Annotated in this window: 11 protein-coding genes; 5 read left to right on the top strand and 6 right to left on the bottom strand. The window is 51.9% G+C overall.

All coding sequences use genetic code 11. From position 1 onward, the window contains the following. Positions 1-37 precede the first annotated feature (37 nt). Complete coding sequence (locus tag A6X21_RS16815) at positions 38-856, top strand: ParA family protein (protein WP_068850075.1); 819 nt, start codon at positions 38-40, stop codon at positions 854-856. Positions 857-924: 68 nt separating this feature from the next. Next, positions 925-1,491: a signal peptidase II gene (locus tag A6X21_RS16810; protein ID WP_068850072.1), complete on the top strand. Its 567-nt coding sequence runs from the start codon at positions 925-927 to the stop codon at positions 1,489-1,491. A 133-nt stretch (positions 1,492-1,624) separates the two neighbouring features. Here A6X21_RS16810 and A6X21_RS16805 read toward each other — a convergent pair whose 3' ends face one another. Further along, positions 1,625-2,263 carry a hypothetical protein gene (locus tag A6X21_RS16805; protein WP_131818399.1) on the bottom strand — a complete coding sequence of 213 codons (639 nt, stop codon included), beginning with the start codon at positions 2,261-2,263 and terminating at the stop codon, positions 1,625-1,627. Between the two features lie 658 nt (positions 2,264-2,921). On the opposite strand from A6X21_RS16805, the gene A6X21_RS16800 reads away from it, so the two are divergent. The 3 genes from A6X21_RS16800 (at position 2,922) to A6X21_RS16790 (ending at position 5,717) form a co-directional block, all read left to right on the top strand. Then, positions 2,922-3,980 carry a hypothetical protein gene (locus tag A6X21_RS16800; protein ID WP_240490299.1) on the top strand — a complete coding sequence of 353 codons (1,059 nt, stop codon included), beginning with the start codon at positions 2,922-2,924 and terminating at the stop codon, positions 3,978-3,980. A gap of 174 nt (positions 3,981-4,154) precedes the next feature. Then, a complete protein-coding gene (locus A6X21_RS16795; RefSeq protein WP_083233680.1) occupies positions 4,155-5,129 on the top strand; it encodes a DUF1559 domain-containing protein in 975 nt (324 codons plus the stop codon). Between the two features lie 177 nt (positions 5,130-5,306). Then, the gene (locus A6X21_RS16790) at positions 5,307-5,717 is read left to right on the top strand and encodes a hypothetical protein (RefSeq protein ID WP_068850067.1); all 411 of its coding nucleotides are present in this window, start codon (positions 5,307-5,309) and stop codon (positions 5,715-5,717) included. Positions 5,718-6,030: 313 nt separating this feature from the next. On the opposite strand, the gene A6X21_RS16785 is transcribed toward A6X21_RS16790, so the two are convergent. The 5 genes from A6X21_RS16785 to A6X21_RS16760 form a co-directional block, all read right to left on the bottom strand. Further along, positions 6,031-6,855 carry a DNA adenine methylase gene (locus tag A6X21_RS16785; RefSeq protein ID WP_068850064.1) on the bottom strand — a complete coding sequence of 275 codons (825 nt, stop codon included), beginning with the start codon at positions 6,853-6,855 and terminating at the stop codon, positions 6,031-6,033. 812 nt (positions 6,856-7,667) lie between these two features. Further along, on the bottom strand, positions 7,668-8,258 hold the full coding sequence (locus A6X21_RS16775) for a hypothetical protein (protein ID WP_131818398.1): 591 nt from the start codon (positions 8,256-8,258) through the stop codon (positions 7,668-7,670). Positions 8,259-8,303: 45 nt separating this feature from the next. Continuing rightward, a complete protein-coding gene (locus A6X21_RS16770) occupies positions 8,304-9,437 on the bottom strand; it encodes a hypothetical protein (protein ID WP_068850055.1) in 1,134 nt (377 codons plus the stop codon). A gap of 282 nt (positions 9,438-9,719) precedes the next feature. Next, positions 9,720-12,818, bottom strand: coding sequence for a type I restriction endonuclease subunit R (locus A6X21_RS16765; RefSeq protein ID WP_068850053.1), 3,099 nt, complete (start codon positions 12,816-12,818; stop codon positions 9,720-9,722). A gap of 3 nt (positions 12,819-12,821) precedes the next feature. Then, the gene (locus tag A6X21_RS16760; RefSeq protein WP_068850051.1) at positions 12,822-14,051 is read right to left on the bottom strand and encodes an AAA family ATPase; all 1,230 of its coding nucleotides are present in this window, start codon (positions 14,049-14,051) and stop codon (positions 12,822-12,824) included. Position 14,052 lies beyond the last annotated feature (1 nt).

Here is a 14,052-nt window from a genome sequence, read left to right as displayed (position 1 = left end):
GTTTGCGCTTAAACAGCTTCCAGGGACGGAAACAAAAATGCGCCGGATTGCAGTGATGAATCAGAAAGGTGGCGTCGGCAAGACGACCACAAGTGTCAACCTGGCTGCGGGCCTGGCTCGTGCCGGGCAAAAGGTTCTCCTGATTGATCTCGACCCTCAAGGCCATGCTTCGATTCATCTGGGTGTCGAAGCCTATGGCCAGGTACCCACGATTTATCAGGTCTTTACCGGCCGTAAAAAGCTGACTGAAGTTCAGCAACTCGCTTGTGAAAATCTCTGGCTGGCCCCGGCGAATCTCGATCTTGCAGCGGCTGAACTGGAGCTTGTCGACGCACAGAATCGCGAAATCATCTTGCGAGATGCCATACTGGCCTGTGAGGATCAAGGGGCGTTTGACTATATCGTCATGGATTGCCCCCCTTCACTGACAGTTCTCACGATCAATGCGCTCACTGCAGCGACCGAGGTTTTTATACCTCTTCAGCCTCACTTCTTTGCCTTGCAGGGGCTTTCGAAGTTGTTTGAAACAACGGCTCTGGTGAAGCGCCGTTTGAATCGGCAGCTCAAAGTCGCCGGAATTGTGCTTTGCCTGTATGAGACAGGGACTCGACTCGCGGCGGATATCACCGACGACCTGACTCGCTTTCTCGAAGAGAGCGATCCACAGTCTCCCTGGGCACAGGCCAGAATCTTCTCGTCTCGTATTCGTCGAAACATTAAACTGGCGGAAGCACCGAGCTTTGGACAATCCATTTTTGACTACGCTCCCAAATGCACAGGAGCTGAAGATTACCTCGGATTGGCCAACGAAGTGTTAACCACTGCCAGTCAGGCAACTCGCCCGCATGCTGCCTGACAAGATCAATTGCCACGACGAACCTTAAAGAGTCCATCGCCGCTCCAGCTTCCTACGGAATGAACGTCATGCCGAAAATTCTGACTTCACGCTGGACTGCGGCTTTCATTCTCTGCCTGACCATTCTCATTGCTGATCAATGGACAAAACTCTGGGCAGTCGAAGTCCTCAAAGGAGAAGAGGCCTGGGTCTTTCTCGGTGGCATCTTCCGCATGCAATTCGCCTACAACCCGGGCGGATTTCTTGGCCTGGGTGGAAATCTCTCCAGTGAAATGAGGACGGCCTTATTCATCGGCCTGAATGGCGTGGGTCTGTTAGCACTGGCGATCCTGCCTTGCATCAAGCGATTATCGCTCTTGAACTTCTTTGCCTGCTGGCTGATCTTTGCCGGCGGTATTGGGAATCAGATTGACCGGATTCGTCTCGAGAATGGCCACGTGATCGATTTCTTGAATATCGGCTGGGGTTCCCTGCGCAGCGGAATCTTCAACATTGCCGATATGGCGATCACCGCCGGTGCGCTCATCCTGCTGGTGGCAGCCATTATGGCGCCAGCACCCCGCAAATCACCGGCAACAAGCGAAGAGCCTCAGGCGATCATTCCTGATCACACTGAGCCAACCCCCGCAAACTAAGCTGGGTTTCCTTCTTTACAGGATTTGCCGCATTCTGAGGACTGGCAGAGTTCGAGAAAGATGCGAATTTAGCAGCTCACTTCCATGAACTGAAATCTGACGTGTGCCGTGATTCATCTCTTCACTTTGGGCGTCATTGTGGCAGCGAAATCTCGACAGGCAGAAACTCATGAGGATGAGTTTTGTACCGATTCGCCAATTGCCTGAGAGTCGCCAGTCGAGTGCCACCGCGAGAATTCTCAGGAACGATCGCCTCTGTTCCATTGAGCGTTCCCAGCACCTGCTCTCGAATGATCATGACCCGGATCTTGCGAGTTCGCAGTTCGCCGGCACATTCACAAGTCAGGCACACGACATAGGGAATGGTACGCGTGGGTAACCCCATTTCCCGGCGAAGATTTCCTTCAGCAAACCGCTCCGAAAGTTCATTCAGAACGGCATTGAGGTAGTTCCAGTAATGCTCTTTAGGAAGAGGCAAGACCGAGTTTTCCGGAGTGGTCGCCTTGGCGGCTGCCCGAATTTCCTCAGCCGCCGTTGCATTCAGAAAGACTTCTTCGCAACGCTTCTCAGCCAGCGTTCGATAAACCAGCTTGCCGTCTTCGATCCAGTTGAGTGAAAAATTCAAACGGTCGAAAAACTCCTGACGCTTCCAGTCATGCCGTGCTCGACGCTGGCCAAACCACCACCCGACTCCGACAAAAATCAACCCGATGAGAATCTTGACGAGATTGTCCTGAACGTGAACCCAGATCTGCTGCAACACTTCCTGCACGGCCATACTCCCTGGGAATTCGACATCGATGCGAACGACAGAAACTTAATCGCGACTTGAAAACGACTGCGCTGATCTTTCCAGAAACACTACGGGATTCATTTCCGGAAATCCCATTCGTCCGCATTCATTTTGTACCTCACGTCCAGCATCTATTGTCGAGAGATCACACCTACCATAATCGATCTCTAGCCCGACGTCCTTCAGGCAAGACAAACCATTTTTGACTGCTATTCCCGACGCCTGACCGAAGATCGCAAATCACAGACTTTGTTCGCGCTGGTCGCACAATCTTGCCCGCAAAAAATCCGCATCGGGAAATCTCAGCGTCACAGGCAAAGACAACCCATCTTACGCACTCAACCAAATGTGAAGTGTGTCTCCTTTTCTGTGAATGACTCTCTTCGACTTTGCCGATTTCTCCTGCTGTAGCGAATGTGACGGGAATCGGAGCCTGTCCATGAGCTACGGGGGGAAGTGATTCAGGCATCGGAGCTGACTTCACTGGCATTTATGGCCAGTGAGTGCTCTCGCGCACCGGCAGAGCAATGGGCCTTGGCCCACTTCAGGTGCGATCGACGCGATCACTTTTCCCCCACCAGAAATTCTGAAGGGGGGCCGCCGGATGAGAGATCTCGGCGTGGGATGCTGCTTGGCCATGCTGAGCACTATGCTGCTGTTGCATGATGCAAAACCTTTGACTGCCGATGAGATTCCTGCAGATGATGCGGGCGTTGTGCAGACTCAATTTCAAAAGAACAGCGAGCTGGAATATTTCGAAGAGATCGGAATCCATCAGCTCAAGCCAGGTTCTTCGACTTCTCAATTGCGCAAAGAGGCGATGGCCGATTTGCCGATGCATCGACTGACAGCCGAACAGCAGAAGAAGCTGAATAGCCTTTTGCAATCGGTGACGTTATATCGCCGACTTCCAACTCTCCAGTTTGAAGTGGACGCCGACGCTTATCGCTTCTTTATGCAGCATCCGGATATTGCCGTCAGCACCTGGAGAGCCATGGATATCTCCAAATTCCAACTCAAGGAAACAGCCACGGGGATCTACCATGCCGATGCCGGTGACGGTTCGATCGGAAATGTCGAAGTTCTCTATCGCGATCCCGAAGACACACTGATCATCTGCGATGGTCAGTTCAAGAGCCCGGCAGTCGTCCGACCCATCACTGCCCGCTCAGTCATGAGATTTCAGGCCTCTTTCGCCACTCAACCAGATGGCCGGGTGATCTGCACACATCGCGGAGATGTCTTCGTCGAGTTTCCACAGCATATGGTTGATGCCGTCGCCAGAGTCATTTCTCCCGTGAGCCATTCGATTGCAGATCGAAATTTTCGGCAGATCACGCTGTTCGTTCACATGATGTCTCAGATGATGGAAAGGCAACCCTCCTGGGTCGAATCCCTGAGCAAAAAGATGGATGGGATCAGCGAGGGCCATCGCCAGGAGTTTGTACGACTCACCCAAACAGCCTATCAGAATGCTCAGGCCCGCTGGCGCATCGCCAACTTGCCCACCAGCCCCATCTCAATCGACAAAATCATCGAACCTCTAAAAATCCAGGATTCAAGCCCCAGTCCTGCACAACCGAGAGTTATGCCCGTCGATGGGAACTCTTCCACAACAGTCAGCGGGCGAATGGTGAGTGAATCATCCAGTTCCATCCGGACAACTCAGATCACACCCACTCCACTCCACAAGTAACGCCTCATAACAGTTTAACACTCAGGACGCACTGGCAGTGCGAGTTCTCTTTGCGACGGAGAACTCCTGCCGGTGCGTCCTCATTTCTTGACAAACCCCGATTCACATGCAATTCTATCCCAAGTTTTGAATAATCAAAACCATGGATACCAAAATGCAAAATCGGAGTTTCCAATGTCCGTAACCCTCCGCAGATTTGGATTTACGCTCATTGAACTGTTGGTCGTCATCGCGATTATCGCCGTACTGATTGCGTTACTGCTTCCCGCAGTTCAACAAGCACGCGAGGCAGCTCGGCGTACCCAAAGCCGCAATAATCTCAAACAGATCGGGATTGCGCTTCACAATTATCACGATGCCCAAAAGGTGTTTCCCGCAGCTTATCTCGCCAATACCAGACATCCTTCACGGGATCCCAACACCTACGATGGCCCTAATGGATTTGCATGGGGCACCATGCTGCTCCCTTACGTCGATCAGGCTCCCCTCTACAATTCCATACGGACCGATCTCCCCTGCTGGGCTCCACAAAATGCCGCAGCCGTTGCCATCAATCTGCCGGTCTTCATGTCCCCTTCCGCCACCAATTCCAATGGCCCGGTCATCATTCGTGATGGATCTGGCAATGAACTCGCCAGATTCGGTCGCGCCCATTACGTGGCCAATGCCGGTCAGGATGAGCCCTGGGGTTATCAGATCGAAGATTATTCGCAGATCGCGAATGGCCCCATGTATCGCAACTCGAAAGTCCGTACGGCCGATGTCACCGATGGTCTGTCCAACACAATCTTCATTGGAGAGCACAGCATTGTCAGTGACAAAACGTGGGTAGGCGTGGTCCCTGGAGCCACGGTATGTGCCATCGATCCAGCCAGGTTCCCCATGACGGAATGCGATGCCGCAGCGACGCTGGTGAATGTCCACTCAGGCCCCGCTCAAGATGAGATCGACCCGGTAACAGGTTTTGCTCCCATCCATCCACCCAACAGCCCCCTGTGCCATGTCTGCCAGATGTACTCTCCTCACGCGGGAGGGGCGCATGTCTTACTGGGTGATGGTAGTGTCCGCTTCGTTTCCCAATTCATTCATCAGCCCACCTGGGCTGCGCTTTCGAGCTGCCGAGGAAATGAAGTCGTTGCCGAATATTGATTGGCTTCTACTCTCAGTCGGCCCCGCTCTGTGATCATCACTATTTCTTGGAGAGAGGGCTCGATTTTTCCTGCTCCCCTGACGTCCAGGAACTGGTGACTGCCACTCCATTCCGGGGTTACGCGTTTAGTGATGCCAGGCGAGTCGAATAGTCATCAAGTAAGGGCGATCGAAAAAATGTCCGAATTGTCGTTCAGCGAAATGTTCCGCGATCGTCGAGTCAGTTCGGGGTTGTCGATTCTATTGACGATTGTTGTATTGATGATTCTCTGGCGATGGTGGGCTACGCCCGCAGTCATTGAGCAGAACAACCTCAAATACGTACAACTTCTGTGGACGGCCACTTCCTCTCGAAATCCCGGGCAACTCAATAAAGTCGAAGAGGCCATACGGCAGCGAGCCACTCATGGGGAGATGTCCCCGGCCGCCCTTGCTGAGTTCGAGCGGATTATCCAACAAGCGCAGTCCGGAGACTGGGAAGAAGCCTCCAAAGCCTGTTATCACCTCGCCGAAGGCCAACAGAACCGCTGGCGTTCCCAAGCCCCAGAGGATTCGCAGCAGCCCCACGGACGACGGCATTCTCACTGAATCGGCCCAAGTGATCTACCGCTGAAAAGCCAGCAGCACTTCGAAGGCCTGATTGGCTCCACTGGGATTCGAACCCAGAACCAAAGGATTATGAGTCCGCTTTTTGACACATCGGTTCTTGCAAACTGTGATGATCAGTCAGTGATGGTGAAAAAACTCATCACCCCGCCTTCTGAAGATCTAAAGATCTGAGCCGATGAATTGTGATGTCGCAGTAAGATTTTTCTCGCTCAATGCCGATCGCACGACGCCCTTCCCTCTTTGCGGCCAGGAGGTGGTGCCACTTCCGACGACCATATGTGCGACCTCTATCTCACGCCGCGATAAACGGCCCATTGATGAGCAGCACTTCCGGAGGCTTGATCTTCGGGACTTTCGCCCCGCGGCCTTCGCGTGCTTTGTAGCTTAGAACCTTCTTCTGCCACTGCCTGGCCGGGTAGAGCTCCGCAAGTCGGGGATGATCGGTGTAACTCACCACCACCCGGGCCTTGCGAAATCGCTTCACAGCATCAGCCAGACGTTGATGGCCTGCATCGTCGAGGTCGAACACATATTCAGCCCCCTTCTGCAAGTAGGGCGGATCACAGTAAATCAGCATCCCCGCTTCGTCGTGGATCCGCTCCAGGAGCTGAAAAGCGTCCCGGTTGGTGATCGTCACTCTCCTAAGCCTGGCCTGCCAGGATCGGATCGACTCAATGGCACTGGCCAGCTTGTTGGCACACGAGCTGGAGGCTGCTCCGTAACTGTGAGCCATCGAGTTGGAGCTCTGGGCCCCGCAGATTCCCATCCGACTCATCCAGGAGACGAAAAAGAAATCGATCGCTCGATCGAGAGTGGCGGCGAACGGCAGCTTGATCCGTTCGCGAGCTTCGCGATGAAGCTGCTCACAGCAGAGAATCCGCCTGAGCCTGCGGTACAGAGCCGCCCCCTGAATCGGATCGGCAATGACCCGGGCCAGGTGGGTGAGATCCTGATGGAGATCGTTGACAGTTTCCCTTCCGCATGCTGGCTTCTGCAGCAGCATGCCCAGGCCACCACCGAAAGGCTCGAAGTAAGCCTTGTGTGGGCCGAACTCGGGGAGAATTTCCGGAGCAAGAGCAGCCTTACTTCCGAACCAGGGCAGAATCTGATTGCGCATGATGGGAGGCCTTACATACGGAATGATCGATCCAGACGACGCACAGTCGAACGATCTTTTCCGGAGGACCTCGAGCCAGGCGGGGGAAGCCTGCCAATCGACCTAAGTTTTGCGCACAGGCACACCGCTGCATTTTCGCTTCCTTGCGAATGCAGTCGGCCTGTTCACGCAGGTCGATTTGCAGGCCGGGAAGTTGCTCTAACAGCTTCCCGGCCACCTTCATTTGTGGGAGTGATTTCAGGCGAAATCAGAGCGGGAATCGTGGCGCTTGCGCGAGCTGCGTCAATGTCTCTGAGCAGTTGCACTTTTCGATCACGCTGGCATTCGACGCCTAATCTAAAGCCAGTCTTGCGGTCTATCTCCCGCAAAAATTTTTTCAAGGAGACTTCTTTCCCCGAGCCCATGGTGATTTCGATTCAGTGTTCAAGATGCTTACAGACCTATGCAGTTCGAGAAACCAAAGCTGGGCCTGGCGGGCGATCTTTTGAAATTTACTGTCCCGAGGCGAAAAAGCCCGCTCCATAATCAGGTGGGCAGTCCAGGGGTGACGGATTTAATCTCAAGTACGCCACTTTTTGTGTCTGCGTGACAATCACGGAAACGTCGCCCCAGAGACAGATCCAGAAGTCAGATCCAGAGAAGAGATCTGGAAATACCTCAGAGGCCAGACGCACCTGGACTTACCCGGGCTGATTGGCAGGGACTGGCTGGAACTGGTGGTAATGATGTGGGATGGGGCTGGCGGGGAATTGCTGGCGGGATGGGCATTGAGAGACCTGAAGCGAGCTCTGCCTCAAGTGGACCTTCATCGATCAGCTCTTGGGCTGATCACTTTTGGCCGCCTCCTCTGCTTGTCTCTCCCGCCAATCTCTTACCAAGATACCTCTTGCATCTGCCAAAACTCGAATCGACTGCTTCGCCTCCCAGTGCAACCATAAGAGAATCGGCGTGCTGAAAAAAAGAAGTGATTTCTCAAACGATGCCTCTTCAAAGGTTCTCGCTGCTAACGAAGCCTTTATGAGCCAAGGGATATTCGCCAGCATGGCAATCAACATCGATAACTCGAACTTCAAGCGTGTTAATGTGATGCGAACATAATTCCGGCCGACCGAATCGCTATTATCGAAGCACAAATAACCCTGCCAATTATTGTCATCCCCCTCGCCTTTTGTGCTTTCATAAATTCCGTTCTCGAAATGGGAGGCGATGTCTTCTAGCAGAAAGCCGAGAATTACAGAGCCCACAAAGAGAAGAATTCCTGCCAAGGCACTGGCTGTCGCGAGATAGTGAACGATCTCGGCTGGTGGAATCCAGATGGCTGTGATGCCAAACAGAGCCAAGGCTCCAGGGCCAATGTGTGTGGCGATCGGCCGAAGAAACTCGCTGTTGAGTGAATTGGGCAAGTTCATGGAAGGATTCTCTTCCGTCTCAAAAGTTGGCTGGCAAAATTAGCGTGGTGGGGCTGGAAAGAATTCCGGGCCCGAGCCTGGCCTTTCAATCCGGAACACGGGAGACGCGATGTCGTTGGAGGACGGGTCAATATCTGGTGCCTGCTTCACCGCCTCTCGAAGGTTATCCATCAAGGGTGCCATGGCTTTTGGCAATAGGTTGGCTTTATTTTCATCGGTTTCATCTACAAGTCGCTGTGCAGCAGCAATCACTTCGGCAATACGTGCGTACTGAGTGATGTCACCCTGTATCTCCCCGGTGAATTCCGTGCTCACCCCTTCGCCTTCAACTGTATGTTTGACGGTCACCATCGCTTTTTTTGGAGTTTCTCGGGTAGCCAGGTCCAGCATCGATAAAGTAGCTCGACTGAGATAATCAACGTGAGTGGCCTCCACCCAAACCACCACCTTGCCATAGCGGCCGACAAATGCGGCGTTTCGAGGGACATCGCAGGGTTTACCAACGCAGTACCAGCCACGCGGGAGTTTGCATTCAATTTGTGTAAGCAAATCCTGCTGGTATTTCTCTGCCTGAGGTAGCTGCTTAAAATCGAGGGTTCCACTTTTGGCGAGGAGATCTTTCGACGGTGGAGTAAGAAACCCACACTCAATCAGTTCCCTAATGCAATCGAGACATCCGTCTGAGGTCGAAGGGATCACTCGATAAGCGGGAATGGGTTTGCCATCAAGATCTTTTTGACTTGGGCATTCCTGGACTTCGATGTATGAAGTAGCTCCATCGATAATCAGTTGAAATCCACATCTGAGCCTGCGGAGTTTTCCCGGATCCATCACCGGTGTCGCGCCCCACGTTTCGACCAACGTCCTGGACGCAGTAAGTCCTGCTGCTTCGCTGACAAGGGTCGTTGGATTCCATGTTAAGCCGGTGCTGCCCCCTCGAGCATCCGAAACTTGCGCCGATCCACTTCCCACAACTGCGAATGAGGGAAGCGCACCCGAGTTGCACTCGAACATCGCGAGATTGTCGAGCACCTGCTGGTACAGGATGTCGTTGAGCGACTGCACAAGATGGGTGTAGTTATGGCGTAAAAACTTATACGTGCAGCCCTGCCAGGTGGGCAACAACAAGGCGAGGCAGAGAAAGAGTCGTACGGGGATGCTGTTGGTAAGCATTGCCACTCATCCTTGAGCAGAAATTGCCGAATTTCATTGTGTGGCGATGCCTCTTGCATCACACCTGTGAATTCATTCGGTATACGTCTGTCATTAAGCCGTCTTTAACTGCGCGGGGTGGCAAAGATGGCAAAGGTGGAAATGTCCAGTAGCTAAATTATTATCACGATGTCGTGAGAAATACTCCCACCACGGAGCACCTGATCTCTTGGGCTTGTCCGAGTCTCTGCGAATCCTGAGCGGCGTGAGAAGGCTTTTCGTGGAATGGAAGCATTTGATCGATTAGAGCTCGCCACCAACCCCCTTGAACTTGTCCACGAATGCCGCAATCTTCTGAAAGACGGTCTGCTTTTTCGTCAGGTATTGGGGATTGAGTGGGCTCATTTTGGGGAGAACAGCATTCAGTTCTGTCCCGTTCTCACTCGCATACTCACGCTTTAACGAGGTCGTGATGTAGCGTTTGGCCGCTTCAATATTCAGATTCTCATCCGCAATCAACTCACCAGCTTCGCGTTGCTGCTGGTCGCGTGCATAACTGAAAAATGATTCAATCACACTCGCCTTATCGGGAAGGGAGTCCAGATTCGCCTGGTTGATGAAATCGACCACCAGACTTTCCTTGGCACGATTGCCAACACTGGCTCGAATCAGGCGGCGCACCTCCTCGACCAACTTCGCCTTATCCTTGGTCTTCTTGTTGTGCTCAAAGATCAACTCCAGAATGTAGTCGAGATTGATTTCCTGAGATTTCAGCAAATCGACCTCAAATACGACGTCGTTCCAGTCAATCTTGGATTCTTCTTTCTCCTTGCCAGCCTTTTCGCGACGCAGCCAATCGCGGATATCGTTGTAGGTCGAGCGGTAGTCCTGGATCTGGCGTTCCGGTGGAAGTGTGATACTCTGCAGCGTAGCCAGAGTCTCATCGCTCAAGTGGTGTTCGGCTTTGAAATCCTCAACCTGTTGAGGATCATTCACATCCAGAGTCTGCAGTGCCTTCAGGCTGGCGAACTCGTCGAAGTTCTGCAGGATGTTCTCCACCCGCAGATATTCGCCAAACAGTTTCACAAACTCCTTTTTATCCTTTTCCTTCACGATCTCTTCGGGATTGGGAAATCGCTTTTCCAACTCGGTGACCACTTCCTTGAAGCCGCGTCGTGCTTCGCCCGTAGCATTATCCGTGAAGCCCTCCATGTACTCGGTGTAACTCTTCTCCAGCACCACGTTCTTTGTGTTGCTATCTCCGAAGAGGGTGATTGCTTGTATCGTCGCCTCTTGGAGATCGCGAAAAGTGACGATGTTCCCGAAAGTCTTGGTAGCGTCATAGATCCGGTTCGTACGCGAATAAGCCTGAATCAACCCGTGATATCTCAGGTTCTTATCGACAAAGAGGGTGTTCAATGTCGGTGCGTCAAAGCCAGTCAGAAACATCCCCACAACGATCAGCAGATCGATCTCGCGCGACTTCACCCGCTTCGCCAGGTCACGGTAGTAATTCTGGAAGCCGTTACTATCCACGCTGAAGCTGGTTCTGAATTCGGCGTTATAGTCCGCAATCGCCGCCGTCAAAAACTCTTTCGCACTGATGCTCATGGCCGAGACATCAAAACTCTCATCTTGAATATCTCCTACGGCATCCTGCTCTTCATTGGCGGCAAATGAAAAGATCGTGGCGATCTTGAGCGGCTTCTCACTCCCGGCCTGTAGCTTTTTCAGGCTTTCATAATAGAGTTTCGCAGCATCGACACTCGTCACCGCAAACATCGCGTTAAAGCCAGTACTACTCGCCCGCAGGCGGTGAGTCTTCTGCCGATAATGTGTCAGTATGTACTGCGAGATTTCTTGAATTCGCGCCGGGTGCAGCAGTGCCTGACGGTTCTCGGCTGCCGTCAGTTTCTTCTCGTCCTGTTCTGTTTCAATCGCTTTGAACTGTGGGCGGACATCGTTGTAGTCCACTTTGAACTTCAGCACCTTTTCATCGCGAATTGCGTCGGTGATGACATAGGAGTGCAACTCACGACCAAAGACACTGGCCGTTGTATCGGCTCCCAGGGCGTTCTGCGGAAAGATGGGTGTGCCAGTAAAGCCAAACTGATAGTACCGATTGAATTTCCTCTTGAGATTCTTCTGCGCTTCTCCAAACTGGCTGCGGTGGCACTCATCAAAAATGAAGACAACCTGCTTATTGTAGATCGGCAGATCGCCTTCACTCTTTATCAGGTTGTTGAGCTTCTGAATGGTGGTGACAATGATCTTGTTGTCATCCATCTCCAGATTGCGCTTCAGGCCAGCCGTACTTTCTGAACCATTGACGCTATCGGGCGAAAATCGCTGGTACTCCTTCATTGTCTGATAATCGAGGTCCTTCCGGTCCACGACGAAAAACACCTTATCAATGAAGTCTAGTTCGGTTGCCAGGCGGGCGGCTTTGAAACTAGTGAGTGTCTTTCCTGAGCCGGTGGTGTGCCAAACGAAACCGCCACTTTCCGTTTGGCTCCATGCTTTAGCCGCGTAGGAGCTGTTGATCTTCCACAGAATGCGTTCCGTGGCAGCAATCTGATAGGGCCGCATGACCAGCAATGTGTCGCTGACGTCGAAGACCGAGTACTTCAGCAGGACTTCGAGCAGCGTGTTCTTCTGGAAGAATGTCGCGGTGAAATCCTTCAGGTCTCTGATCAGGCTGTTGTCAGCCTTGGCCCAGTTCATCGTGAAATCGAAGCTGTTCTTGTCGCGTCGTGTCGTGTTGGCGAAGTAGCGTGTATCCGTTCCGTTGGAAATCACAAAGAGCTGCAGGAACTTGAAAAGGGAATGCTCGCTGTTGAAGCTCTCCTTGCTGTAGCGATGGACCTGATTAAAGGCTTCGCGGATTGCCACACCACGTCTTTTCAGTTCGACCTGTACCAGTGGCAGGCCATTGACCAGAATCGTCACATCGTAGCGGTTGGCATGGCTGCCGGCTTGTTCGAACTGCTTGATCACCTGCAGTTTGTTACGAGTCGGGTTCTTCTTGTCGAGCAGGTAGATGTTCTGAATGTGGCCATCATCGAAAACAAAATCGTGAATATAGTCGTCGTGGAGCTTCCGGGTCTTATCAACAATCCCTTCGCTGGGTTTATCGAGAAATGTCTCGACGAAGCGTTTCCATTCGCTTTCGGTGAATAGCACCTTGTTCAGAGTCTGCAACTGGCTGCGGACATTGGCCAGCAGAGTGGCCTGAGAATTCAGATCCGGTCGATATTCGTAACCCTGGTTCTGCAAATCGGCAATGAGTTCTCGTTCCAGATCGCTTTCGCTCTGGTAGCCTTCGGCAACCTGCCACTCCCGGTGGTACTTTTCCAGGATGATGAAGTTGCTGGATTCGGCGATCGGGTTGTAGTCGATCATACGTCAAACCACCGTATTCTTGAAACCGTAAGTTGAGATTAGATAAGTGATGACACTTCGCAATTTTTCCTTGTCTTCTTCCTCAATCTCGGCGACCTCTTCCCCCGCGTGCGCAGAATGACTCGACAGATTCAGGATTCGATTAACAAGAGCATCTGGCTGTCCATCTGCTGACCTCGCCAGAAGATCTGGCCATTTGTTGTAGCCCAAGAATGTGGCCATCTTCTCAAGAATGTTCCGCACAAAGCTAAAGTGATATTTTCGGACTTGACCATTCTTTATAGCAGTTCTGATCTCGGACAGTAAAAATAAATGGTACGAGAATGGAGAGTCGCTAGGCTGTTCATGCAGTTCAAACAACCCGTCACTCTGTCTTGTCATTCGAAACTGGTTAGATTGTTTTGGTCTGTAAACTGATTTATATGATCCATCTGGCTGCTTCTTATCGAGTTTATTATTGAGCTCATTATGTAAGACATTGAAAAAAAGAGGACTATGGGTCGTAATGATAAACTTGAGTGTCGACTCACTAGATTTGACAAGGCTCGCTAAGTCTACAGCCACTTCAATCAAGTGACCGTCATCCAGTGAGCTAACCGGGTCGTCAATAAAGACATATTGAAGATTGTCGAACTGATTATCGTCTCGTTTTGATGGTTCCGCTTCATTGAGTATAGAGATGACTTCTTCTAATAACGTGTAAAATACGCTCCATATCAGATTGCTCTCTTCACCTCTGGAAATCTTAATCGCACCAGTCCTCTCAGTTCCACGGTCAAACGAAAACTGAACTTCCGGAAAAGTCTTCGTGAGAACTCTTTTGCCATCCCTGTCGATGACTTTATCTTTCTCAATAAATGTTGGTGTCAGTTTTTCGTGCGTATACCGCTGGAAAGTGGCGACTATGTTTTGGTCTTGTCCACGGTCACGTAGAATCCAATCAGTAAAGGAGTTCGGCTGGATCTTCAGTTTTGGGTCAGCGTCGAGGGTGAGGTCATTATCCCAATAGAATAAATCCTCAGTGAACGCGTTGTAATAGAGAATTTTCTCGCGAGCGAGCTCAGCCGGCTCTTCTTGGTCCGCACCTTCCTCAGGTTCATTTTTTGGCGCGACCAGTTTTTTGAAAGCCCGAGATAAGCGGGTCTTGCCGGTTCCGTTGAAGGCGTAGATCAACTGCACCTTTTTGTTTGCGTCTTTCAGCTGCTGTGCGATCTCCGTCAGAGTCTTACTCAAT

It is taken from the genome of Planctopirus hydrillae (assembly GCF_001707835.1).
GTDB classification, from domain to species: domain Bacteria; phylum Planctomycetota; class Planctomycetia; order Planctomycetales; family Planctomycetaceae; genus Planctopirus; species Planctopirus hydrillae.
This window is presented reverse-complemented; position numbering and strand designations above follow the sequence as displayed.